Raw genomic sequence first — 24173 nt, 5'->3', positions numbered from 1 at the left:
TGCTCTTCAACGCGATGTTCGGAGGGCTCACGGCCGTCGGACTCCCACTCGCCTTGAACAGTGCAGGCCTCTCGAAGGCCGCCATAGCCGTGTTCTTCGTGTCCAATGCGTTCGTGGCAGTGTTCTACAACACTGTGCTCGTCCCGAGGATCCGCCGGGCGGGGTACCCGCGGCTGGCGTTGATCGGAACGCTCTGCTGTGTGCCGGTCGGGACTCTCCTCGTGGCGCGCTCGGCGGACCAGCCTGAGGTCCTCTACACCGGCGGAGTGCTCATGCTCTGCGTGAGTGCGGTCGTGCCCCAGATCTTCGGGCGAGCTGGAACTGCCCTGGGTGGAGAGATCACGACGACGATGGTCCTGCGGTTCAGGCGAGTGCTCATCGCGGGCTACATCGCCGGTCTCCTCCTGTACAGCGTCTGTGTAGCGCTGCACCTGGACCCTCTTCTCGTAGCGGCACTCGTCGCGAGCCTGTGCCTGACCGGACCGGTGTCCTCAGTGTTTCGAGGCAAGGTGGCTCCGTCGCCTAGGGCTTTGGGGGAGGCGACGCGCTCACCGCTTCGGCGTCCGCCAGCATTGGTGGTCTGCGCCGCGCTGGTCGTTGTCGCTCTACTCAAGTCGGTGGACACTCTTCGAGGGCTCTACCTTCCTTTGGTTGCGGCTTCCGGTGGTATCGAGCCGTCACTGATCTCGGCGAGTTTCATGGTCGGGTCACTGCTGGAGTTTGCGATGCTGCCGATTCTCGGCATGCTTATGCGACGGCAGGGATCTGCTCTCGCCTCCGTCGTCGTCGCTAGCGTTTCCATCGCCGTGTTCGTCCTGATGGCCTCATCGACCGGCATCTGGGCACTCTTCATCGTGCAAGCTCTCTACTCATTCGTCGGAGCCGGATTCCAGAGTGTCGGCCTGTTGCTGCTCTCTGACGTTCGAGGGTCGGATGCGGGGGCTGGGGCGAGCGCGTACATGGCGGTGACGCAGGTGGGGACGGTTCTCGGCGCATTGTTGCCGCTCGTGGTGCCGGGGTACTCCCCGGCAATCTTCTGGCTAGCTGCGGCGATGTCGTTTGGAGCGGCCGCACTCGGCTGGGTGGTGCACTCGAGATCTGGCGCATCGAGGTCGGTCTTCGGCAGTGTGAGCTGAATCAAGAGTGAGGAGACCTCGATCACCTGGGGGATCCACGATGCCTTCAAGAACTCACCTGGAGGCGGACCGATCGGAGGTCGTCGAGCACGTAAGCGGGCTCAGAGGACCGCCGTGCCACAGAGCCCTTGCCGCTACCGTGATGTAACGCACACCTCGCTGTCGTCCGGATGCAGTCCCCACAGGGGATGACGCCGACTGGCGGGATCTCTCTGCACAGACCGATTGGTGAACCTCCGCGATGGACACACGGTTGCGCCCACTCCGCCTCGACGACGCGGCCGTCCTGGCTGCGGTCATCACCCTGAACGCCGACCACCTGCGACCGTGGGAACCGGCGCGAGCGCCGTCGTACTACACGGAGTCCGGGCAGCGGGACGTCATCACGCAGGCCCTCGCCGCGCAGCGGGCCGGCAACGCGGTGCCGTTCGTCATCGAGTCGACCGACGGGGAACTCCTCGGCCGGATCACGTTGAGCGGTGTCGCCCGCGGTGCGCTGCAGTCGTGCGCGATGGGGTACTGGATCCGCGCCGATCGCACGCGCCAGGGCCACGCATCCCGCGCCGTCCGCGCCGCTGCGGCCCACGCGTTCGACGTGCTCCGCCTGCACCGCGTTCAGGCCGAGACCCTGCCCGAGAACGTCGGCTCGCAGCGCGCGCTCGAGTCTGCCGGCTTCACCCGCTACGGCTTCGCGCCGGAGTACATCAAGATCGACGGGGTCTGGCGCGACCACGTCATGTTCCAGCTCCTCGCGCCGACGCCGGCCCCGTGATCGAGGTCGTCGAGTACCGGCCGGCCTGGCCCGAGCGGTTCCGGCAGCTGCAGGATGCGTACGCCGCCGCGCTCGACGACGCCGACGTGCCGTTCCGGAGCATCGAGCACGTGGGCAGCACCTCCGTGCCGGGCCTGGCGGCGAAGCCCGTGCTCGACGTCGACGTCGTGGTGGAGACCGATGACGTCCCGGCTGCGGTGGCGGCGATGGCGACGATCGGGTTCGAGCCGCGCGGTGAACTCGGCGTCCCGGACAGGCAGGCGTTCCGGGCTCCGGAGCGTTTCACCCCGACGAACACTTACGTCGTCGCGGCCGGGTCGCTCGCGCTGCGGAACCACCTGGCCGTCCGCGACGTGCTGCGTGCCGACCCGGTGCTCCGCGACGAGTACGCCGCCGTGAAACGCCGGGCGGCCACCGAGGCCGAGGACATCGACGACTACATCGAGCGGAAGAGCGAGGTGCTGGGCCGGATCCTGTGCGCCGGCGGCTTGGCCGACGACGAGCGCGCCGCCATCACCGCCACGAACCGTCGGATCACCGACCGCGGCGCGGACGGCTGATCCGACGGGAGCGAGCCTCAGGCGCTGGCGAGCATCGGGTAGAGCGCGGTGAGCGGGGCGCTCAGGCCGGCACGGACGTCGCGGCTGACCTGGTCGGCGAGGACCTCGTGCTCGCCGGCCTCGACCGCGTCCCAGATCGAACGGACGATGTCGGCGGGGTCGGACTTCTCGACGTCGAGATCGGCGATCATGCCGGTGTCGGTGTAGCCGAGGTGGGCGCCGACGACCTGGGTGCCCTGGGGCGCGAGCTCGAGGCGCAGGGAGTTCGTGATCGACCAGAACGCGGCCTTCGACGCCGAGTACGCGCCGGCGAGGGCGACCCAGCTCAGGGCGGAGTGGACGTCGACCAGCGCGCCGTTGGCGATCGAGGGGGCGAACGCCTTGGCGACGCGGAGTGCACCGAAGACGTTGGTGGCGAAGATGCGCTCGACCTCCTCGACGGAGACGTCGACGAGCGGGTCGGAGCCGGCGATCCCGGCGTTGTTCACGACGATGGTCACGTCGGCTGCGCTGCGGGCCGCGGCGTCGACGCTCTCCTGGCTCGTGACGTCGAGGGCGAGCGGGACGATGCGCTCGTCGTCCCAGGTGCGCGGGTTGCGGGCGGTCGCGTAGACCTTGGTGGCGCCACGCTCCAGGGCCTGGCGGACGAACTCGGCGCCGAGGCCGCCGTTCGCTCCGGTGACGAGGACGACGGCGTTGGTGAGGTCGGTCATGAGTGCTCCAGACAAGAGAAGTTGAGTACGGAAACCGAACCTAGCACGTTGTGTCCGGAAATCGAACCCAGCTAGGATGAACACATGCTCGGCATCCTCGGCGGCGACGAGCGCTGCCCCATCGCACGCTCCCTCGACGTCCTCGGCGAGAAGTGGACGCTCATGATCGTCCGCGACGCCGTCGGCGGCTCGACCCGCTTCAGTCAGTTCCAGCGGAGCCTCGGCATCCCGCGCGAGGTCCTGACCGCACGGCTGGCGTCACTCGTCGACGGGGGAGTGCTCGAGCGCACGACCTACAAGCCCGAGGGCGCCCGTGCCCGCGAGGAGTACGTCCTGACCGACGCCGGCCGCGACCTGTCGCTCGTGCTGCTCGCCCTCGGCGGCTGGGCCGACCGGCACCGCCCGTCCGAGCGGGCGTCGGACCTGCGCTTCGTCGAGGCCGAGACCGGCGAGGCGGTCGAGGCCGCCGCCGTGACGGTGGATGCGCAGCAGCGCATCCCGACCGCGCGCCTCCGCGCCGTGATGGAACCGGCGTCCTGAACGCGACCCTCTGACGGCCAGGAGGCCCGCGGCGGCCCCGCCCCGCGCCTCCAGTTCGCTTGTTGGGTGCGTCAGCGACGCACGTCGCACCCGCAGCTCGCGCCGAGGACCAGCTCGGCGGGGACCAGGTCGCGGTGCCACTGGTTGTCGGCGTCGAGGCCGAGCACGCGATCGACCGCGGCGACCGCCATCGTCTCGATCGGCTGCCGGACCGTGGTGAGCTGCGGGTTCGTGTAGTCCGCCTCGGCCGCACCGTCGAACGACACGATCGCGACGTCCTCGGGGACGCGCAGACCGAGTTCCCACAGTGCGCGCATCACGCCGATCGCCTGCATGTCGGAGCTGACGAAGACGGCTCGGGGGCCGGTCTCGTCGGCGAACATGCGGAGGCCGGCCTCGTAGCCTCCGCGCCGGGTGAAGTCCGTGCGGACGATGGGCCCGTCGGGCAGGCCGGCCTGGCGCAGGGCACGCATCCAGCCCTGCTCGCGGAGCTCCATCGAGCCGGTGTGCCCCATCACGAGGCCGATCGAGCGGTAGCCGTGCTCGACCAGGTGCTGCGTGCCGTCGAGGGCGCCGCGCAGGGCGTCGACGCCGATGCTGGCGTACTCGGGGACCTCGAAGAACGTGTTGAGCAGGACCATCGGCAGACCGGGGTCGGTGACGGTCGACAGGTCCGGGTGGGTCATGATGCTCGTCACGATGATGCCGTCGACCTGGCGGGCGGACAGGCTGCGGAGCCGTTCGCGTTCCTGGGCGGCGTCGCCGTCGCTGTTGGCGAGCAGGACGTCGTAGCCGCGTGCAGCGGCGGCGTGGGTGACGGCGACGGCGAGCTCGGACCAGAACGGGTTGTCGAGTTCGGGCACGATCAGTCCGAGCATCTTCGACGAGCCGGTGCGCAGGGCCTGGGCGCTCGCGTTCGGGCGGTAGCCGAGGACCCGGATGGCCTCGCGCACCCGGGCGGCGGTGGCGGCGGCGACGGGGCGCGGTCCGTCGTGCACGACGTAGCTGACGACGGAGGTGCTGACCCCGGCGTAGCGGGCGACGTCCGCACGGGTGACCGCCCTGGGGTTCGTCGGGACGGTCACGGCAGCCACCTTCGTCGGGTCCGGGAGCGTCGTTCGGGTGCCGGCCCTCGACGGACCGGCACCCGAACGACACGTGTTACTCGGACGCGATCGTAGCCGACGGTGCGGCTCCGGCCGTCGTCGGTGCGCTCGTCGTCGCAGTGCTCGTCGCCGCAGTGCTCGTCGTCTCCGGGGCGTCACCGAAGTCCGGCACCTCGAGGCGGGCGCCGCCCTGCAGCGCGGACTGGTGGGCGATGATGCCCGGCAGGGTGAAGCGTGCGGCGGTCCAGGCGTTCACCGGCGGCAGGGTCCGGTCGACGACGGCGCGGACGAAGTCGTCGGCGAGGAACTGGTGGCTGCCCTCGTGTCCGGTCGGCACACCGTCGTACTCGGCGGGCAGACGGTCGGTGTCGTGCACCTCGGCGTAGCCGGAGACGAACGCGTCGCGCAGGGACGGGTCGACGTCGGCCAGGCGCGGGTCGTCGAGGGACATCGTCGCCTGGGTGTCGATCTTGTCGCTGATGTCGTACGAGTCCTCCTTGTCCTGCCAGACGCTGGTCTTCGCGAGCTGCTCGAAGCTGGCCTCGGTGCCGAAGTAGCGGAACCGTGACTCGCGGATGTGCGACGGGTAGCCGACGCGACGCATCTCGTTGATGCGCATGACCCCGCCGTTGTCGAGCTCGAACAGGGCGGTGGCGTTCGAGAAGTCGTTGTCGAACTGACTGACGTCCTTGTCGAAGACGCCGTCACCGCGATCGTCCTTCACGCCGATGCAGCTGACACTGACCGCGTGCCCGGGGATCGCGCCGAGGACCCCACCGACCGAGTGCGTCGGGTAGAGCATGGGCGGGTAGCTGGCGGTGCGCTTCCACTCGTCGCCGCCGCTGTACTGGTACGCGGCGTAGAAGCCGAGGTCCATGTCGTGCACGTAGTCGCCCTCGGCGTAGAACACCCGGCCGAAGGCGCCGGCGGCGACCTGCTTGCGGGCGAACACGGTCGCGGGGTTGTAGTAGCTCGTCTCGCCCATCATGTAGGTCAGGCCGGTCTCGCGGACCGCCTGGATGATGTCGCGGATCTCGTCGACGGAGATCGCCATCGGCACGGCGGAGTACACGTGCTTGCCGGCGCGCAGGGCCTTGACCACGAGCGGACCGTGGGTCCAGCGCTGCGTGAAGATCGCGACGGCGTCGACGTCCGAGGCGAGGACGGCGTCGAAGTCCGGGAACGTGCCGTCGAGGTGCTGGGTCTCGACGAGTTCGGACGCGCGCTCGCCGACGAGGTCGGTGACGTAGACCCGGTCGACGTCGGGGTGGAGCTTGAACAGCTTGGCGAACTGGGGGGCGAACTGGCCCGCGCCGACCATTCCGACAGAGATCATCAGTGACCTTTCCAGGGTGTGGGATGCGTCGCCGAGCGGGTCGCACCGATGCGATCGAGCGCCATCCTGACACACGTTGTCTACACGTGACAACCCCCGTCCACAGCCCGAAATCTTACTCTTGCCAGCAGTGGTCCCCACGTGTAGATTCCCGGCTCACGGACTGCTGCACGTCAGTCCACCGCAGACGAAGGAGTCGCGATGGCAACCGAGAGCCCTGTGTCGTCACCCTTGACGACCGCCAGCACGAGACGGAGGAGTCGGTCCGCCGACCTCGCCCGTGCCCGCACCACCGCACCACGGCGCCGCCCCAGGAACGACCTGTGGCTCGCGCTCGTCTTCATCGCCCCGGCAGCCGTCGGGTTCGCGGTGTTCCTCGCCTGGCCGACCGTGCGGGGCATCTACCTGAGCTTCACCTCGTACAACCTGCTCACCGAGCCCGAGTTCACCGGCCTGCAGAACTACGCCCGCCTGGTGCAGGACTCGATCTTCTGGCACTCGATGGTGGTGACCGTCGAGTACGTGCTCATCAACATCGTCATCCAGACCGTCGTCGCGCTGTTCATCGCCGTGATGATGCACCGCCTGACCAAGTCGACCTTCGTGCGCGGCATCGTGCTCGCGCCGTACCTGGTGTCGAACGTCGTCGCCGCCCTCGTCTGGCTCTGGATCCTCGACACCCAGCTCGGCATCGGCAACGAGATGCTCGCCGCACTCGGGCTCGACCGCATCCCGTTCCTGCAGAGCGACGTCTGGGGCATCCCCTCGATCGCGCTCATCAACGTCTGGCGGCACGTCGGCTACACGGCGCTGCTCATCTTCGCCGGCCTGCAGTCGCTGCCCGAGACCGTGTACGAGGCCGGACGCATCGACGGTGCGAGCGAGTGGAAGATGTTCTGGCGCATCACGGTGCCGCTGCTCCGCCCGATCCTGTCCCTGGTGCTGATCATCACCGTGATCGGGTCGTTCCAGGTGTTCGACACCGTCGCCGTCACCACGCAGGGCGGCCCCGCGAACGCCACGAACGTCGTGCAGAACTACATCTACAACCTGGCGTTCGACCGGTTCCAGTTCGGCTACGCGTCCGCGGTCTCGGTCGCGCTCCTCATCGTCCTCAGCATCATCACGATCATCCAGTACCGCCTCACCCGCTCGGGTGAGTCCGACCTGGACTGAACGGAAGCGCCATGACCACGACACTCACCCGTTCCGTCACCACGTCCCGCCCGCCGCGGATGGGGGCCGGCCACCGTCGTCGCCCGTCGCTCGGCCGCGTGCTCGCCTGGGTCGCGATGATCCTCGTCATCGTCGTCACCCTGTTCCCGTTCTACTGGATCCTGCGCACCGCGCTGTCGTCGAACACCGCGATCAACTCCGACCCCACCTCGCTGCTGCCCGTCGGGTTCAGCCTGGGCGGGTTCGAGCGGGTCTTCGGCCTGCAGTCCACCGAAGAGGCGTTGGCCCAGGGCGGCTCCGGTGCCGCGCTGAACTTCTGGCGGTACCTGCTCAACTCGATCCTGGTGTCGACGCTCGTCACCGTCGGCCAGGTGTTCTTCTCGGCAGCGGCCGCCTACGCCTTCGCCCGGCTGCGCTGGCCCGGTCGCGACAAGGTGTTCGGGGTGTTCCTGGCCGGGCTGATGGTCCCCGCGATCTTCACGCTGCTGCCGAACTTCACGCTCATCAAGCAGCTCGGGCTCGTCGACAACCTGCTCGGCATCGCCCTGCCGACGATGTTCATGACCCCGTTCGCGGTGTTCTTCCTGCGGCAGTTCTTCCTCGGCATCTCGAAGGAGGTCGAAGAGGCGGCGCTCATCGACGGCGCCGGCAAGGTCCGCGTGTTCTTCCGGCTCGTCATCCCGATGGCGGCGGCCCCGATCGCCACCCTCGCCGTGCTGACGTACATCACGAGCTGGAACGACTACTTCTGGCCGCTCATGGTGTCGTACACCGACAACTCACGGGTGCTGACCGTCGCGCTCGGCGTCTTCAAGTCGCAGACCCCGCAGTCCGGTACCGACTGGGCCGGGCTCATGGCCGCGACCCTGGTGGCGGCGCTCCCGATGATCCTGCTGTTCGGCGTCTTCGCCAAGCGGATCGTCAACTCCATCGGCTTCTCCGGGATCAAGTGACCCGGCGCTCGGACAGGACGAACACCATGACGAACCAACTGACCCGCCGCACGCTCTTCGCCGGCGGCGCCTCTGCACTGGCCCTCGGCGCGCTCGCCGCCTGCTCGTCGCCCGGTCGCCGCACGACGAACCGGTCAGGTGCGCGGACCGTGAGTTACTGGCTCTGGGACGCCAACCAGCAGCCTGCGTACCAGGCCGTCGCCGACGCGTTCCACCGCGCGAACCCGGACATCACCGTGAAGATCACCCAGCTCGGGTGGAACGACTACTGGACCAAGCTCACCGCGGGCTTCATCGCCGGCACCGCGCCCGACGTCTTCACCGACCACCTGACGAAGTTCCCGCAGTACGCCGACCTCGACGTGCTCTACAAGCTCGACGAACTCGACGCCACGAAGGGCATCCGTGACGACGACTACCAGTCCGGGCTCGCCGAACTGTGGAAGGGCCAGGACGGCCACCGCTACGGCTCCCCGAAGGACTGGGACACCGTCGCGATGTTCTACGACAGGAAGGCGATGGCGAAGGCCGGGGTCTCCGCCGAGGAGCTCGGGTCGCTCGCGTGGAACCCGGACGACGGCGGCACGTTCGAGCGGATGCTCGCGCGGCTGACGATGGACTCGAAGGGCCGACGCGGCGACGAGGACGGCTTCGACAAGGACGACGTCGCCGTCTACGGCATCTCGTCGAACGGCTCGGGCGGCGATGGCTTCGGACAGACCCAGTGGTCGCCGTTCACCGGATCGGTCGACTGGTTCTACACGAACGAGAACCCGTGGGGCGACCGGTTCCGCTACGACGAACGGGTCGTGCAGGACACCCTCGCCTGGTACTACCGGCTGGCCGAGAAGGGCTACATGGCGAAGTACGGGGTGTTCTCCACCACGACCGGCCCCGAGGTCCAGCTCGGCGCCGGCAAGTGCGCGCTGTCCTTCAACGGCTCGTGGATGATCGGCTCGTACCTCGGCATGGAGGACCTCGACGTCGCGGTCGCCCCGACCCCGATCGGCCCGTCGGGCCACCGTGCGTCGATGTTCAACGGGCTCGGCGACTCGATCACGAAGCAGGCGAAGGACCCCGAGGCCGCGGCGAAGTGGGTGGCGTTCCTGGGCAGCGACGAGGCGCAGCGGATCGTCGGTGAGAGCGGGATCGTGTTCCCCGCTCGTCCCGCGGGCACCGAGGCCGCGGTGGCCTCGTTCCGGAAGCGCGGGCTCGACGTCTCGGCGTTCACCCGGCAGGTCGAGGAGGACACCACGTTCCTGTTCCCGGTCACGAAGAACCCCGCCGACGTGCAGGCCCTGCTGCAGCCCGCCTTCGACGACGTCTACGCGAACGGCAAGCCGATCTCGACGCTGACCGGGGTCAACGAACACGTCAACAACCTGCTCGCCCTCACCTGACCGAAACCCGAAACCCGAAACCCGAAACCCGAAACCCGACACCCGACACCCCGCCCGTCGTCCGCATGCCGCACCCTCCGGTGCGGTGTGCGGACGACGCGTTGACCGTGCCACCGACCACGATCCAGACTGCAGGAGATGACTTCGCTCACCTCCCTCGTCTACATGTCCGTCGCCGTCGACGACCTGACCGACGACCAGCTGGTCGCCATGCTGCGTGAGGCGCGGCTCCGCAACCACGCGCTCGGCGTCTCCGGGCTCCTGCTCGCCAAGGGCGGCCGCTTCATGCAGGTGCTCGAGGGTCCGGTCTGGAGTGTCGAGGACCGCTTCGCCGCGATCGAGCGCGACCCGCGGCACACCGGCGTGAAGTCGCTGTCGCGTGAGTCCATCAGCACGCGTCGGTTCGACGGCTGGGCGATGGCCTTCGGCAGCCCCACCGGGGACGAGCTCCGTGACGAGCCCGGGTTCAGCACCTTCCTCAGCGACCGCACCGGTCTGCCGACCGGGGTGGCGGGCACGCCCGCCGACTGGCTGCTCCGCTGGTTCCGCGGGCGCGACCTGCAGGACCTGCCCGAGGAGCGCATCACGCTCGGCCGGCACGCGGCCTGAGACGCACCACCCCTCGGACTGGAGGCGCGGTGCCAGCTGGCACCGTCCCTCCAGACCGACAGACTGGTCCCGTGGAACGACGTGAGCAGATCCTGGTGGCTGCGGCGGAGGAGTTCGACCGCGTCGGCTTCGCCGGCGCGACCATCGCGGGCATCGCCCGCACGGCGGGCGTCTCGCAGGGCACGCTGCACTTCCACTTCCCGACGAAGCTCGCCCTGGCGCTCGGCGTCATCGGCGAGCAGAACGCCCGCACCTTCGACGTCGTCAGCCACACCGACAGCTCGCCGGTCGCCGCGCTGATCGGGGCGTCGCACGGCATCGCCGACCTGCTCCGGACCGACCCGATCGTGCGGGCGGGCATCCGGCTGTCGCTGGAGCGCGGCGAGTTCCAGACCGCGACCCTGAGCTTCTACGAGCAGTGGATCGGCGGGATCGTCGACGTGTTCCGGTTGGCGATCGCGAGCGGGGAACTCCGGACGGACCTGACCGCGGAGCAGCTCGGCTCGACGGTGGTGCCCTACTTCACCGGCGTGCAGCTCGTGTCCGACGTCCGGACGCGGCGCACCGACCTGATGCCGGCGGTGGCGACGATGTGGCGGGTGGTGATCGCGGCGACGGCGGACCCGAAGCACCGCGACCGGCTGCTCGCCGTCGTCGAGGACGCGTTCGGCATCGACTGAACCGCTGGGTACGGCGCGGGCGGAGTGCGTCGCTGCCGGCGGGTCAGAGGTCGTGCAGCTCGCGGTCGCGGAACCACTTCAGCAGCCAGGCCGCACTGGTCCGGTCGAACGAGCGCGGGAAGTCCATCGTGCCGGACAGGAAGGGACTGAAGCCCTCCTCGGAGCGGAGGTCCGAGTCGTCGAGCGCGCGGTAGGCCATCGACCAGCCGTCGAACCGTCGGCGCTCGATGTCCTCGCGCACCAGCGACTTGACCTCACCGTGACGGCGGTCCTTCGCGATCACGTCGTACCGGTCCTGCACGCTCCACGCCGGCCCCTCGAGCAGCTGCATGAACCGACCGCCCTTGGCGAGCAGGAGCCCGGAGACCCCGAGCGCCTCGTTGCGCAGCCGTGACTCCGCGAGCAGCACCGCCATGGCCTGGTCGTCGAAGGGGACGACGGCACGGCTCATGTAGACGATGGAGACGAGCACTCCTCCATCCTGCTGGGTGGAAGGCCGCTGCGCGAAGCGGATGTCCGCAACGCGCCCCGCGGATCGGCGCCGCGGATCAGCCCTGCGGCAGCTCGTGCGCGGTGACGTCCTCGTTGCGCTTCTTCCGCCACGGTCGTGCCGGGGTGTTCGGGCCGTCCCAGACCAGGATCGCGCCCCAGGCCGCGGCGATCAGCGGCACCGAGATGATCGCGCCGGTGATGCCGGCGAGGACGGTGCCGGCGGTCAGCCCGATCAGGATGACGAGGCCGTGCAGCTTGAGGGTGCGACCCATCAGGACCGGCTGCAGGAAGTTGCCCTCGAGCTGGTTCACGACGATCACGATGCCGATCACGATGAGCGCCTGCACCGGGCCGAGGGCCACGAGCGCGACGAGGGCGGCGAGGATGCCGGCCGCGGTGGCACCGACGATCGGGATGAACGCCGTGATGAACACGATGACGGCCAGCGGCAGGGCGAGGGGGACGCCGACGATCGCGATGCTGACACCGATGCCGATCGCGTCGACGGCAGCGACGGTGGCCGTACCGCGGACGTACCCGCCGAGGGTCGAGACGACCCGGTCGCCGACGCGACGTGCTCGGGCGTAGCGCTCACCGGTGAAGGGGCGGAGCAGGAACTCCCAGATGCTCGGGCCGTCCTTCAGGAAGAAGAACAGCACGACGATCATCAGGACGAGCCCGGTCAGGAAGTTCGCGGTGGCCGAGGCTCCGGCGAGGGCACCGGAGCCGAACTGCGCGCTCGTGACGAAGTCGGAGGCCGACGCGACCGCGTCGTCGATCTGCTTGTCGGAGATCGAGAACGGCAGGGTCTTCGCGAAGGTCTGCAGCTGCTCGAACCCGTCGACGGCGGACTTCTGCAGTTGCGCCCACTGGTTCTCGACCGCGACGACGATGAGCCAGCCGATCAGGCCCAGGACCGCGAGGACGCCGATGAGCACCGCGAGGGTGGCCACCACCGACGGCACCCGGTGCTTGCGGAGCCACGACACCACGGGGTGCATGGCCGACGCGATGATGAGCGCGAGGAGCACGGGGATCGTGACGACGCTCAGGACGTTGCTCGCCCAGACGATGCCGGCGACGACCACCACGACGACGATGAGCTGCAGGCAGCGGGTCGCGAGGTGCCCGGCGGAGTCGGACCACGCGGCCTGGACCCTGGACGGAGCGGCTGGGGTGATCGGGCGCGGAGCGTCGCGGAAGAACGGCATGCCCGAGACGCTACCGACCGGACGGCCGACGCGCCGGTTCCGCCGGTTCGATCGTCCGCCCGGTGTCCCGTCCCCGCGTCGCCGGGGCGACCAGGAACGCCGCGACCAGCAAGACCAGGGGCACGAGCATCGCCGTCTGCAGGCCGAGGTGCTCCCCGACGAACCCGAGCAGCGGCGGCCCCACCAGGAACGCGATGTACCCGGCCGTGGCCACCACCGACACCCGGCGGTCGCCGTCGGTGGGGTGATCGCCCGCGGCGGAGATCGACAGCGGGAACCCGAGGGCGATGCCGAGCCCCCAGACACCGGCGGCGGCCGCGGTGACGACCGGACTCGGTGACAGCACGACGAGCAGGACCCCCACCGCACCGACCGCGGCACAGACCCGGACGACCGGGGCGCGACCGAACCGGGCGACGAGCGGGGTGCCGGCCGCACGACCGATGAGCATGGCGAGGGCGAACCCGGTGAACACGAGAGACCCGACGGACTCGGGGGCGTCGTGGTCGGTGGTCATCAGCAGCGGGAGCCAATCGCTCGCGGCACCCTCGGCGAAGGCCATCGCCAGGGTGATCACGGCGATCATGGCGAGCTGCACGGTGAGGACGGAGCGGCGGGCTCCCCGACGGGTGCCACGGGCATCGGCCGGCGCATCGGTCGGTGCGTCACGGGGCACCGGCCGCAGGTTCAGCGCAGCGAACACCGCCAGCGCGGCCATCACCGCGGCGCCGACGAGCAGGTGCACCCGGACCGGGGTCCCCGCCGCCGTCATGGCGATGCCGACGACCCCACCGACCACGCTGCCGAGGCTGAAGCAGGCGTGCAGCACCGGCACGACCGGTCGCCCGATCTGCCGTTCGACCGCGGCGGCCTCGACGTTCAGCCCGATCTCGGCGACTCCCGCCCCGAAGCCGATCAGGAACAGCCCGACCCAGACCCCGGCGGCGACCTGTGCCGGGGCGAGCAGCGCGACGAGCACCATGCCGACGACGGGCAGGGCGCCCCCGAGCAGGATGAGCGGGCGGTTGCCGAGCCGCCGCACCAGGGCCCCGGCGCCGAGGATCCCGATCATCGACCCGATCGACAGCCCGAGCAGGACGAGGCCCATCGCCTCGATCGAGGCACCGAGCTCGTCGCGGATCGCGGGCGTCCGGGTGATCCACGTCGCGATCCCGAACCCGGTCACCGTCGACGTGGCGAAGAGTGCGAGTCGATGCCGCCCGGCCATGCCCCCATCTGATCGGTCCCCGGGCGGCCCGTCAAGGGAGACCGCGTCCCGCGCCTAGGATCGGGCGCATGGCGACCGTCCTCCTCGTCCGTCACGGACGCACCACCGCGAACGCCACCGGCGTCCTCGCCGGACGCACCGCCGGCGTGCGACTCGACGCCGTCGGCCGCACCCAGGCCGAGCGGACCGCGGAGCGCATCGCCGCGGTGCCCGTCGTCGCCGTGGTGTCGAGTCCGCTCGAGCGCTGCCGGCAGACCGCCCGCGCGATCCTGGACCGGCAGACCGACCGGCCGGCCGGGCCACCCGCCTCGCTGATCGAGCGGGCCATCACTGAGGCCGACTACGGGCAGTGGCAGGGCCGGAAGCTCGCCGACCTGGCGAAGGAGCCCCTCTGGCGCACGGTGCAGGCGAACCCGAGCGCCGTCGTGTTCCCCGGTGGTGAGTCCATGCAGACGATGCAGTCCCGGGCCGTCGCGGCCATCCGGCGCATCGACGCCGAGGTCGAGGCGGAGCACGGACCCGGCGCCGTCTGGGTCGCGGTGAGCCACGGCGACATCATCAAGAGCGTCCTCGCCGACGCGTTCGGCATGCACCTGGACCTGTTCCAGCGCATCGGCGTCGGCCCGGCCTCGGTGTCCGTCGTGCGCTACGGCGAGCACCGCCCCGAGGTCGTCGCGACGAACACCGAGTCCGGTGACCTGTCCTGGCTGCGCACCGCCTCGGCACCCAGCGGGGACGCCGCGGTCGGCGGCGGCGCGGGCCACCCGGCACCCGACGCGCCCGCGGGTCCTGCCCGACCCTGAACGGCCGGAGCCGAGCGCTCCTACAATGCGGGTATGCCCACCATCGTCCACGGCTTCGACTGGCCGGACCGCCTCGTCGTCGGCACCATCGGCCGTCCGGGTGAGCGCGCCTTCTACATCCAGGCCCGCTCCGGTCGGCGCGTCACCAGCGTCGCGCTCGAGAAGGAGCAGACCGCCGTGCTCGCCGACAAGATCGACGAGCTCCTCGACGAGGTCGCGACCGTCGACGACAACCGCTTCAGTGTGCCGCCGTCGGTGCCTGCCGAGCTCCGCGACCCGGAGCCGCTCGACCAGCCCGTCGAGGCCGAGTTCCGCGCCGGAGCCCTGAGCCTGGGCTTCGACCCGGCCACCGCGCAGGTCGTCATCGAGGCGTACCCGATCGACGACGAGGTCGAGATCGTGTCCGAGGAGAGCGAGGACGGCATCGAGATCGAGGCCGTCGTCGAGATCCCCGAGCCCGCCGAGCTGTTCCAGGTGAAGATCCCGGTCGGCACCGCCCGGGCCTTCGTCGAGCGCACGCGCGAGGTCGTCGCCGCCGGTCGTCCGCCCGGCGACGCATGAGCGACGGCTCGCTCTCCGTCCGGGCGCGCATCCGCGAGGCGTCCAACGCCACCTTCCTCGCCGAACTCGACGGTGCGACCGTCGTCTACAAGCCCATCGAGGGCGAGCGCCCGCTGTGGGACTTCCCGGACGGCACGCTCGCCGGCCGCGAGATCGCCGCGCACCTGGTCTCCGAGGCGTTCGGCTGGGCGGTCGTGCCGCCCACGTGGATGGGTGACGGTCCGTTCGGGCCCGGCATGGTGCAGCGCTGGCAGGACGTCGACCCCGAGCAGGACGCCGTCGACCTGGTGACGCCGGAGCTCGCCGAGGCAGCGGATTCGCCCTGGCTGCCCGTGCTCGAGGCGATCGACGAACACGACCAGCCCGTCACGCTCGTGCACGAGGACTCCGAGGCCCTGCGCCGGATGGCCGTCTTCGACGTCGTCGTGAACAACGCCGACCGCAAGGGCGGGCACGTGCTGGCGATGCCCGACGGCCACCGCTTCGGCGTCGACCACGGGCTCACCTTCCACGTCGAGCACAAGCTCCGGACGGTCCTGTGGGGCTGGATCGGGGAGCCCCTCGGTCCGGACGAGCTCGAGGGCCTCGACCGCGTGTCCGAAGCCCTGCGCGGTGGTCTCGGCGACGAGCTCGCCGAGCACCTGACGGACGAGGAGATCGACACGCTCCGGGCGCGCTGCGCGGCCCTGCGTGCCGTCGGGATCTTCCCGCCGCCGCCCGGTCACGGCCCCGCCGTGCCCTGGCCACTGTTCTAGACGCACCCGACAACGGACGGGAGGCCCGTGGCGGTCTCGCCACGGGCCTCCAGTCCGTTTCGTGTGGGCTTCAGAGCCCCCAGTCGTCGCGGAAGAGCGCGCCACCAGCCCCGCGACGCGAGCCGAGGTACGAGCCGACCACGGCGACCCCGAGGTCGTCGTTCTCCGGTGCCACGACGCTGCCGTCCACCCGCTTCGCCATCGCGTCGATGAACCGGGCGAGCCCCGGGTCCTCTCCGAGCCGGAAGAACGTCGTCTGGGCGCCGAGGCGTCCGGCGTTCTCGAGCTCCCGCACGGTCAGCGCGATCGTGACCGGGTCGGGTGGGTAGTCGAACCAGACCTGCCCGTTCGGCTCGAGGTGCGACGTCGGCTCGCCGTCGGTGACGATGAGGAGCACCGGTTGGGCCGTGGGGTGCTTGCGGAAGTGCCGGTTGGCGAGCAGCAGGGCGTGGTGCAGGTTCGTGCCCTTGTCCCACATCGCGTCGAGACCGACGAGCTGTTCGACGTCCATCACCTCGGCCTCGCGACCGAAGGCGATGAGCTGCAGGTCGTCGCCGCGGAACCGGGTCGACACCAGGGTGTGCAGCGCGAGGGCTGTGCGCTTCATCGGCACCCAGCGGTCCTCCATCGCCATCGAGAACGACGTGTCGACGAGCAGCGCGACGCAGGCCTGGGTGCGTGCCTCGGTCTCCTGCACCTCGACGTCCTCGATGCTCAGGCGCACGCCCGCACCCTGTCGACCGCTGGCCGCCGTCCGCACCACGGCGTTCGTGATCGTGCGGGGGATGTCCCACGGCTCGGTGTCGCCGAACGCCCACTGCCGCGACGCCCCCGAAGGTTCGCCCGCGGCGCCCGAGCGACGGAGGTCCCGCGCGCCCTGGCGACCGGACATCCGCTGGGCGACGTCCTTGAGCAGGCTCTTGCCGAGCTGCCGCATCGCCTTCGGGGTGAGCCGGAGCTGCCCGTCGGCTCCGCGGCGCATCGCCCCGGAGTTCCGGAGCGCCTGTTCGAGGCGCTGCAGGGTCTTCGCGTCGACCGCCGCCTCGTCGCCGAGCTGCCGGGACAGCGCGTCGAGGTCCAGGTCGTCGAGCTCCGAGCCCGGCCCGGACTGGGCGAGCTGGTCGGCGAGGGCGTCGAGGTCCGCGATGTCCTGGAACACCCCGGTGCCGTCGCCCAGCCCGAGGCCCTGTTCGCCCTCCATGCGCTCGGATCCGCGCCAGTCCTCGCCGGGACGCAGCGCGCGCAGGGTGCCGTCGAGCTGGGACAACTGCCCCATCAGGTCGGGGGAGCCGAAGGCCTGCTGGGCGAGGGCGTCGAGTTCGTCCCGCTGCTCCTGGGTCATCGAGTTCCGCATGCGCTGTGCCGCGGCCGCGCGGGCTGCCAGGTCGTCGAGCAGCTCGTCGACGTTCGCAGGGTTCGACGGGAAGTACTCGCCGTGCTGGTCCATGAAGTCGTCGAACTGCTGCCGGGTGTCCTCGCCGCGGGCGTGCGCCTCGAGCAGGGCGTTGAGGTCCTGCATCATCGCGCTGACCGCGGCCCGGTCCTGGTCGGTGGCACCCTCGAGCGCCTGCTTCATGCCGGCGAAGCGCTGGTCGAGCACCTCGCGGCCGAGCAGGTCCTTGATCTCGTCGTACTTCTGGCGCGCGGTCGGGCTCGTCCAGTCGTAGTCGCCGAGTTCCTGCACCGCGGCGGCGGGAGAGAGCGACAGGCTGTCGAGCTGCAGTTCGGCCAGGGCCCGGTCGCCGTCGTCGAGGTCGACGTTGCGGGCGAGCTCCCCGCGCTCGGCGAGCAGCGCCTGGTCCAGGAGCTCGCGCACCTGCTGCAGGGTGCCGTCGAGGTTGTTCTTGCTCGTCAGCTCACGGCGGCGCTCGGCCACCCGTCGGGCCAGGTCGTCGAGGCCGCGCTGCGTCCGGCCGCCGCGTCGCAGGAACTCCCGCATCGCGCGCTCGGGCGACGTGCCGCCCATCACGTCCTGCCCGATGGCGTCGAGCGCCTCGGCCAGGTCGACCGGGGCGGCGAGCGGGTCGGGTCCGTCGGTGTACCGGCCGTACCGGGTGTCGCGCGTCAGGCGCCGGTTCTGCCTAGCCATAGACGGCTTCGCCCCCGCCGGACTCCTTGCTGATGCGCCGGGCCAGGAACAGGCCCTCGAGTGCGAGCTCGATCGCGCCGGCGCGTTCGCCGTCGTTCGTGGCACCCATCCTGTCGCACACCTGGTCGTACAGGTCGGACTCACCGATCGACGGCAGGCCCTCGAGGAACGCCCGGGCGCTGACCTGCTCGCCCGTGGTCACCATCGTGCCGCCGTCGAGCGCGTCCACGAGCACCGCGAAGTCGAGGCCTTTGAACCGGGAGCGCACGGTCTCGGCGGTCGCGGTGCGGAGCAGGTGCTCGAGGACCTCGTCGGCCCGGTCCTCTTCGCCGTTCTCGAACTCGATCTTGCCGCCGAGGACGTCCACCGCGGTCTCGAGGTCGATCGGCCGCGCGACCGCCTCGTCCTCGCCCTGGCGTGCTGCACGGTGCACCGCGGCGGCGGACACCGTCTCGGCACCGGCGATCGCGAACCGGGCGCTCACACCGCTGCGCTGGTCGACGGCGCTCGAACCACGCAGTGCCCGGGTGAACCGGGCGAGGATCTCGATCAGGGCGTCGGGGACCTCGGCCGTCAGCTGGGCCTCCTGCCGGATGACGGCGATCTCGTCGTCGAGCTCGATCGGGTAGTGCGTGCGGATCTCGGCGCCGAAGCGGTCCTTCAGCGGTGTGATGATCCGGCCGCGGTTCGTGTAGTCCTCGGGGTTCGCGCTCGCCACGACGAGCACGTCGAGCGGCAGACGCAGCACGTAGCCGCGGATCTGGACGTCGCGCTCCTCCATCACGTTGAGCATCGCGACCTGGATGCGTTCGGCCAGGTCGGGCAGTTCGTTGATCGCGACGATGCCACGGTGCCCGCGGGGGACGAGCCCGAAGTGGATGGTCTCCGGGTCGCCCAGGCTGCGGCCCTCGGCGACCTTCATCGGGTCGACGTCGCCGATCAGGTCGGCGACGCTCGTGTCCGGCGTCGCGAGCTTCTCGACGTAGCGGTCGTCGCGGTGCCGCCAGCTGATCGGCAGGGCGTCGCCGAGGTCGTCGGCACGCCGGATGCTCGCGGTGGTGATCGGTTCGTACGGGTGCTCGCCGAGTTCGGAGCCGGTGATGACCGGTGTCCACTCGTCGAGCAGGCCCTGCAGGGTGCGGAGCAGCCGGGTCTTGCCCTGGCCGCGCTCGCCGAGCAGGACGACGTCGTGGCCGGCGATCAGGGCGCGTTCGAGCTGGGGGATGACGGTGGTCTCGAAGCCGTGCAGGCCGGGCCACGGATCGGTGCCCTGGCGCAGGGCGGTGAGCAGGTTGTCGCGGATCTCGGCGCGGACCGTCTTCTGGACGTGACCAGAGGTGCGGAGCTCGCCGACCGTGCGGATGTCAGGTCGGGTCACGTTCTGGACGTTACGCCTTGTGGGACGGGAGGCCCGTGGCGGGGCCCGCCACGGGCCTCCCGTCCGTCCGCTTGTGGGTTTCCATCGCACTTGCGATCATTGAGATCCCGGCGACGGAGCCGGATTCGAAGTAGGGGGATCCGGCTCCGCCCCCGGTTGCTCGTTCCGCATCTGAACCACATCGGCGATCTCGGCGTACGGTCCCATTTCGTGAGCAGCGCGAACGCAACCATCAAGAGCCTGGTGCCCGCCAGGATGGACCGCTTGCCGTGGACCCGGTTCCACTGGAGCGTCGTCGTCGGACTCGGCGTGTCCTGGATCCTCGACGGTCTCGAGATCCAGATCGTGTCGAACGCGGGCTTCCAGGCGGACCTGAACCTGTCCACGCAGCAGGTGACGTCCCTCGGCACGATCTACCTGGTCGGCCAGGTCGTCGGTGCCCTGGTGTTCGGGCGCATGTCCGACCGGTTGGGGCGCCGCAAGCTGTTCATCCTGACGCTCGCGATCTACCTGGTCGGTTCGGGCATCGCGGGCCTCGCGCAGGACTTCTGGTTCCTGGCGGCCTTCCGGTTCGTCGCGGGGTTGGGCATCGGCGGTGAGTACGCGGCGATCAACTCGGCGATCGACGAACTCATCCCGGCGAAGTACCGCGGCCACGTCGACATCGCCATCAACGGCACGTACTGGGGCGGTGCGGCACTCGGCGCGTTCGCGAACATCTACCTGCTCGACACGTCCTACTTCGCCGAGAACATCGGCTGGCGCATCGGGTTCTTCCTCGGCCCGGTGCTCGGCATCGCGATCATCTTCCTGCGACGGCACATCCCGGAGAGTCCGCGGTGGCTGATGACGCACGGGCGCGAGGAAGAGGCCGAGGCCACCGTCTCCCGCATCGAGGAGTCGGTGGAGAAGGCGACCGGCAAGCCCCTGCCGGCGGTCGACCAGTCGAAGGCGATGACGGTCACGCCGAGCGACCGCGTCGGGTTCCTCGCCATCGCGCGCGTGCTGCTGAAGCAGTACCCGACCCGCACGCTCGTCGGCGCGACGATGATGATCACGCAGGCGTTCCTGTACAACGCGATCTTCTTCACCTACGCCCTGGTCCTGACGAACTTCTTCGGCCTGAAGACGGCGGAGACGGCGGTCTACTTCTTCCCGTTCGCGATCGGCAACCTGCTCGGTCCGATCATCCTGGGGCGCTTCTTCGACACCTGGGGTCGTCGCCAGATGATCTTCCTGACGTACCTGGTGTCCGGCCTCGTGCTCGCCACGTCGGCGTTCCTCTTCCGGGCCGACGCGATCTCGGCGACGGTGCAGGTCGCGTTCTGGTGCGTCTCGTTCTTCTTCGCCTCGGCCGGGGCGTCGAGCGCCTACCTGACCGTCAGTGAGATCTTCCCGCTCGAGCTGCGGTCGCAGGCCATCTCGTACTTCTTCGCCCTGGCGCAGATCTTCGGTGCGGTCGCGCCGGCCATCTACGGCGCCTTCATCGGTGACGGGTCGTCGCGGGAGCCGCTGTTCTGGGGGTACTTGCTCGGATCCGCGGTGATGATCGGCGGCGGCGTGGTGGCCCTGATCTTCGGGGTCGACGCCGCACGGAAGGGGCTGGAGGACGTCACCCAACCGCTCTCGGTGCTCACCGGGGACGCGAAGTCCGACCGGAGGTGAGCCCGGCGGCGGCGGTCTGACATTCTGTATTCAGAGTGTTTAGCGCCGCCGTCGCAGCGCTGTCACTGTGCGTGCATGGCACTCCTCCACAGCACGACACCGGCGACCACGATCCACGGCAGCGACCGCCCTCGCCTCGGGGGTGCCGCCCGTGCGTGAACCTGGGGTGATGGAGCACACTCCCGCCCGAGCCGGGGCCGACGGCCTCGATCCCCACGGCCTGCGCCGCAGTCTGCTGCGCGACGCGGTGTTCCTGCGACTGCTCGACCACGTCCTGCGGGGGGAGTACCGCCGTGGGCAGCGGCTGCGGCTCGACACTCTCGCATCGGACATGCGGGTGTCGCGCACACCGGTGCGCGAAGCCCTCGTGACCCTCGAGTCCCTGCAGCTGGCCAGCGTGCAGCGGTACGTCGGTGTCGTGATCGCGCAGTGGTCCGTCGACCAGATGATCGAGCGACTGCGGATCGCCCAGGCCCTGCTCGTCGATCCGCCGTCGAACTCCGTCGGGTACCACGACCGGTTCGACAAGGCGTGGCTGCGCGAGTGCTGGACCGAAGCCGGTGCCTTCGTCGAACTCGGGGCCTGGTACCTGCGGCGGCGCGGGTCGTCGGTCAGCGGTGACTGGTTGCTGTCGCAGCGCATCGTGCTCGACATGTTCTTCACCGACGACGTCGCCCTGGCGAACGGGATCGATGCGGTGGTCGACCGGCGACGACGGGTCGAGATCGTCGAGCGGGCCGCGGACGCCGCGGAGCGAGACGCCCTCGACGACTGCGCCGCGGCGCTCCTCGACCTGTCGTCGGCCCTGGTCGCGCTGCCGGACCGCTTCCGGGTGGTCGTGTCGGCCTGAACCGGCGGCGGCTGCGGATCCGCTCAGGTCCGCGTCCGCCGCCGTGTTCCGCAGGTCCCGCCGCCGCGCAGTGCGCGGTCGCGGTGCCCCTCGCACTGGATCGTCAGGCAACGTCGTGGCAGCCTTGACCGGTTGCCGTCCCCGGCGTGTCCACCGACGACAGGAGTGCCCGTGAACGACGTCCGCGATCGATCCCACCGCTTGAACCGAGCACCCGGGATCGCACGGCACGGACGTCTGCGGCGCTCGAGCCCCCTGGCGACCGCGGCCAAGACGGTGTCCGCCGTCGTCGCAGTGGCCCTGGTGAGCTCGGTCTCGGTGACGGCGATCGCGGCGAAGCAGGTCACGGACGACCTCGGTGACGGCGTGGAGATCCAGGGCCAGCCCGCACCGCAGGCGCAGGGTGGTGCGAAGCCGCTCAGCGCCTTCACGGGCGGGTTCAACATGCTCGTCGTCGGCACCGACAACGACCCCGACCAGAGCGCGGCGTTCGGGGAGCGTGACGCGACCCTCAACGACGTCAACATCCTGCTGCACGTCTCGGCCGACCACACCAACGCGACCGCGGTGAGCATCCCGCGCGACCTCGTCACGCCGATCCCGGCCTGCAAGAAGACGGACGGCACGGGCACGGCCCCGGCGATGGCCGCGCAGCCGATCAACACCTCGTTCGGCGAGGGGGGCCTGAACTGCGTCACGCAGACGGTCGCCGGGCTGACCGGGCTCGACATCCAGTACTCGGCGGCGGTGTCCTTCAAGGGTGTCATCGAGATGTCGAACGCGATCGGCGGCGTGCCCGTCTGCGTCGCCCAGCCGATCACCGACTCGTACACCGGGCTGAACCTGCCCGCCGGCACCTCGACCCTGCAGGGCGACGAGGCCCTGGCGTTCCTGCGCACCCGGCACGGGGTCGGCGACGGGTCGGACCTCGGTCGGATCTCGAGCCAGCAGGTGTTCCTGTCGTCGCTGCTCCGCACCGTGAAGTCGAACGACACCCTCGGTTCGCCGGCCCGCCTGTACAAGCTGGCCCGGGCGGCGGCGTCGAACATGCAGCTGTCCCAGAGCCTGAACGACATCGGGACGATGGTGCAGATGGGCCTGGCGCTGCGGGACCTGCCGCTGGCGCAGGTGAACTTCGTGCAGTACCCGGGCACCACGGGCGGCACCGGCGTCTACGAGGGCAAGGTCGAGCCGACGACGTACCTGGCCGACCGGCTGTTCGCGAAGATCAAGGCCGACCAGTCGTTCTCCCTCGGGGCGGACAGCACGGGCATCGGGTCCGAGACGAGTCCGACGCAGCCGAACGCGGCACCCTCGTCGCCGGCCGCTGCGCCGGAGCCTGCCACGCCGGCGACCCCGGCGGCGCCGTCGTCCGCCGCGCCGCGCACCCCCTCGGCGACGCCCGAGACCATCGACGGGCTCGAGGGCCAGTCCGCCGACCAGCAGACCTGCTCCAAGGCGTTCGGGTACTGAGGCGCGGCGCGGGGGCTGCGACTGGCCCCTCGCCCCTTTCGCGAAAGCGACAGTCTGCCGCCGAACATCCGCGGCACTCTGTCGCCCTGGCGCCAGTGACGGCCGAGCTCGGCGGCGCAGTGTCGCTTTCATGGGCCCACCCGTTGCCGTGCGTGCGTGCGCCGGAACGTCAGCAGTGCACCCGCCCCGAACGCAGAAACGGGGGCGCGGTGGTGGGCCGCGCCCCCAGGGGAGTCGCTCCCCGCCGGGCGCCACGCGATCGGGCGCGCCGGGCCCGCACGGGGAACGACGTCGGGTGCTGTGTCGCGACGACGGGGACGAGCCCCGGAACGTGATTGCCGCGTCCCGATGATGCTATGCAGTGGGGTACGCCCCGACAACCCCCACGTGTCCCCACTTCGGGGGACCGAGTATGACGGGTCGTGCCACGCGCGGGCGTGCGTCGGGTCGAGAGTGGCGCGGTCCTCCTGTATGGTGGTCGCAGCGCTCGCGAGAGTGCTTGGAGACGTCGCATAGTCCGGCCGAGTGCACCACCCTGCTAAGGTGGAGTCCCCTTTGAGGGGACCGAGGGTTCAAATCCCTCCGTCTCCGCACACGAGAAGCCCTTTCGATCCGCATGAACACGCGGGACGGAGGGGCTTCCGCCGTTTCAGGAAGCGGCAGAGCCCCACAGATCGAACACATCCG

At 70.2% G+C, this 24173-nt stretch carries 23 protein-coding genes and 1 tRNA gene; 16 read left to right on the top strand and 8 right to left on the bottom strand.

Features of this window, described 5'->3' with window-relative positions:
- The first annotated feature begins 14 nt into the window (after positions 1–14).
- The 3 genes from BIU89_RS12450 to BIU89_RS12440 all read left to right on the top strand — a co-directional run bounded on the left by BIU89_RS12450 (position 15) and on the right by BIU89_RS12440 (position 2468).
- Positions 15–1136 (top strand): hypothetical protein, encoded by a 1122-nt coding sequence (locus BIU89_RS12450; RefSeq protein WP_027466093.1) that lies wholly within the window; start codon positions 15–17, stop codon positions 1134–1136.
- A gap of 241 nt (positions 1137–1377) precedes the next feature.
- A complete protein-coding gene (locus tag BIU89_RS12445) occupies positions 1378–1908 on the top strand; it encodes a GNAT family N-acetyltransferase (protein ID WP_071246942.1) in 531 nt (176 codons plus the stop codon).
- Positions 1905–2468 carry a GrpB family protein gene (locus tag BIU89_RS12440; RefSeq protein ID WP_071246939.1) on the top strand — a complete coding sequence of 188 codons (564 nt, stop codon included), beginning with the start codon at positions 1905–1907 and terminating at the stop codon, positions 2466–2468. Before BIU89_RS12445 ends, BIU89_RS12440 begins: the two co-directional genes overlap by 4 nt.
- Before the next feature lie 17 nt (positions 2469–2485).
- Here the strand turns inward: BIU89_RS12440 and BIU89_RS12435 are convergent, their stop codons facing one another.
- A complete protein-coding gene (locus BIU89_RS12435) occupies positions 2486–3181 on the bottom strand; it encodes an SDR family oxidoreductase (protein ID WP_071246937.1) in 696 nt (231 codons plus the stop codon).
- An 84-nt stretch (positions 3182–3265) separates the two neighbouring features.
- Here BIU89_RS12435 and BIU89_RS12430 point away from each other — a divergent pair, with 84 nt between their 5' ends.
- A complete protein-coding gene (locus BIU89_RS12430; protein ID WP_071246935.1) occupies positions 3266–3721 on the top strand; it encodes a winged helix-turn-helix transcriptional regulator in 456 nt (151 codons plus the stop codon).
- Between the two features lie 71 nt (positions 3722–3792).
- Here BIU89_RS12430 and BIU89_RS12425 read toward each other — a convergent pair whose 3' ends face one another.
- Both BIU89_RS12425 and BIU89_RS12420 read right to left on the bottom strand, forming a co-directional pair.
- On the bottom strand, positions 3793–4806 hold the full coding sequence (locus BIU89_RS12425; protein ID WP_232536521.1) for a LacI family DNA-binding transcriptional regulator: 1014 nt from the start codon (positions 4804–4806) through the stop codon (positions 3793–3795).
- Between the two features lie 76 nt (positions 4807–4882).
- Positions 4883–6163 (bottom strand): Gfo/Idh/MocA family protein, encoded by a 1281-nt coding sequence (locus BIU89_RS12420; RefSeq protein WP_372496080.1) that lies wholly within the window; start codon positions 6161–6163, stop codon positions 4883–4885.
- Between the two features lie 201 nt (positions 6164–6364).
- Between BIU89_RS12420 and BIU89_RS12415 the strand changes: the two genes are divergently transcribed.
- The 5 genes from BIU89_RS12415 (at position 6365) to BIU89_RS12395 (ending at position 10981) form a co-directional block, all read left to right on the top strand.
- On the top strand, positions 6365–7339 hold the full coding sequence (locus BIU89_RS12415) for a carbohydrate ABC transporter permease (protein ID WP_254791622.1): 975 nt from the start codon (positions 6365–6367) through the stop codon (positions 7337–7339).
- An 11-nt stretch (positions 7340–7350) separates the two neighbouring features.
- Positions 7351–8292 carry a carbohydrate ABC transporter permease gene (locus BIU89_RS12410; protein WP_175475023.1) on the top strand — a complete coding sequence of 314 codons (942 nt, stop codon included), beginning with the start codon at positions 7351–7353 and terminating at the stop codon, positions 8290–8292.
- A 26-nt stretch (positions 8293–8318) separates the two neighbouring features.
- A complete protein-coding gene (locus BIU89_RS12405; protein ID WP_071246928.1) occupies positions 8319–9692 on the top strand; it encodes an ABC transporter substrate-binding protein in 1374 nt (457 codons plus the stop codon).
- A 138-nt stretch (positions 9693–9830) separates the two neighbouring features.
- Entirely contained in the window at positions 9831–10301 is a 471-nt protein-coding gene (locus BIU89_RS12400; protein WP_051596847.1) for a BLUF domain-containing protein, read from the top strand.
- Between the two features lie 71 nt (positions 10302–10372).
- Positions 10373–10981 (top strand): ScbR family autoregulator-binding transcription factor, encoded by a 609-nt coding sequence (locus BIU89_RS12395; protein WP_071246926.1) that lies wholly within the window; start codon positions 10373–10375, stop codon positions 10979–10981.
- Between the two features lie 43 nt (positions 10982–11024).
- On the opposite strand, the gene BIU89_RS12390 is transcribed toward BIU89_RS12395, so the two are convergent.
- The 3 genes from BIU89_RS12390 to BIU89_RS12380 form a co-directional block, all read right to left on the bottom strand.
- Positions 11025–11453: a BLUF domain-containing protein gene (locus BIU89_RS12390; RefSeq protein WP_027466101.1), complete on the bottom strand. Its 429-nt coding sequence runs from the start codon at positions 11451–11453 to the stop codon at positions 11025–11027.
- Between the two features lie 76 nt (positions 11454–11529).
- Positions 11530–12684 (bottom strand): AI-2E family transporter, encoded by a 1155-nt coding sequence (locus BIU89_RS12385; protein ID WP_071246924.1) that lies wholly within the window; start codon positions 12682–12684, stop codon positions 11530–11532.
- A 10-nt stretch (positions 12685–12694) separates the two neighbouring features.
- Complete coding sequence (locus tag BIU89_RS12380; RefSeq protein ID WP_071246919.1) at positions 12695–13912, bottom strand: MFS transporter; 1218 nt, start codon at positions 13910–13912, stop codon at positions 12695–12697.
- A 68-nt stretch (positions 13913–13980) separates the two neighbouring features.
- On the opposite strand from BIU89_RS12380, the gene BIU89_RS12375 reads away from it, so the two are divergent.
- The 3 genes from BIU89_RS12375 to BIU89_RS12365 are packed head-to-tail and all read left to right on the top strand — an operon-like array spanning position 13981 to position 16031.
- Complete coding sequence (locus BIU89_RS12375; protein WP_071246917.1) at positions 13981–14715, top strand: MSMEG_4193 family putative phosphomutase; 735 nt, start codon at positions 13981–13983, stop codon at positions 14713–14715.
- A gap of 33 nt (positions 14716–14748) precedes the next feature.
- Positions 14749–15276 carry a DUF3090 domain-containing protein gene (locus BIU89_RS12370; RefSeq protein WP_027466105.1) on the top strand — a complete coding sequence of 176 codons (528 nt, stop codon included), beginning with the start codon at positions 14749–14751 and terminating at the stop codon, positions 15274–15276.
- A complete protein-coding gene (locus tag BIU89_RS12365; RefSeq protein WP_071246915.1) occupies positions 15273–16031 on the top strand; it encodes an SCO1664 family protein in 759 nt (252 codons plus the stop codon). Before BIU89_RS12370 ends, BIU89_RS12365 begins: the two co-directional genes overlap by 4 nt.
- A 70-nt stretch (positions 16032–16101) precedes the next feature.
- Here the strand turns inward: BIU89_RS12365 and BIU89_RS12360 are convergent, their stop codons facing one another.
- Positions 16102–18120 carry a vWA domain-containing protein gene (locus BIU89_RS12360; protein WP_071246913.1) on the bottom strand — a complete coding sequence of 673 codons (2019 nt, stop codon included), beginning with the start codon at positions 18118–18120 and terminating at the stop codon, positions 16102–16104.
- Complete coding sequence (locus BIU89_RS12355; RefSeq protein ID WP_027466108.1) at positions 18113–19498, bottom strand: AAA family ATPase; 1386 nt, start codon at positions 19496–19498, stop codon at positions 18113–18115. Before BIU89_RS12355 ends, BIU89_RS12360 begins: the two co-directional genes overlap by 8 nt.
- A 210-nt stretch (positions 19499–19708) precedes the next feature.
- On the opposite strand from BIU89_RS12355, the gene BIU89_RS12350 reads away from it, so the two are divergent.
- From BIU89_RS12350 to BIU89_RS12335, 4 genes are all read left to right on the top strand, one after another.
- Positions 19709–21163: an MFS transporter gene (locus tag BIU89_RS12350; RefSeq protein ID WP_441294451.1), complete on the top strand. Its 1455-nt coding sequence runs from the start codon at positions 19709–19711 to the stop codon at positions 21161–21163.
- Between the two features lie 169 nt (positions 21164–21332).
- Positions 21333–22013, top strand: coding sequence for a GntR family transcriptional regulator (locus BIU89_RS12345; protein WP_071246909.1), 681 nt, complete (start codon positions 21333–21335; stop codon positions 22011–22013).
- A gap of 201 nt (positions 22014–22214) precedes the next feature.
- On the top strand, positions 22215–23486 hold the full coding sequence (locus tag BIU89_RS12340; protein WP_254791620.1) for an LCP family protein: 1272 nt from the start codon (positions 22215–22217) through the stop codon (positions 23484–23486).
- Positions 23487–23987: 501 nt separating this feature from the next.
- Positions 23988–24077, top strand: a tRNA-Ser gene (locus BIU89_RS12335).
- Positions 24078–24173: the final 96 nt, after the last annotated feature.

Source organism: Curtobacterium sp. MCBA15_005 (genome assembly GCF_001864855.1).
GTDB lineage: Bacteria > Actinomycetota > Actinomycetes > Actinomycetales > Microbacteriaceae > Curtobacterium > Curtobacterium flaccumfaciens.
The sequence above is the reverse complement of the archived record's forward strand: the minus strand, read 5'-3'. Positions and strand labels throughout refer to the sequence as shown.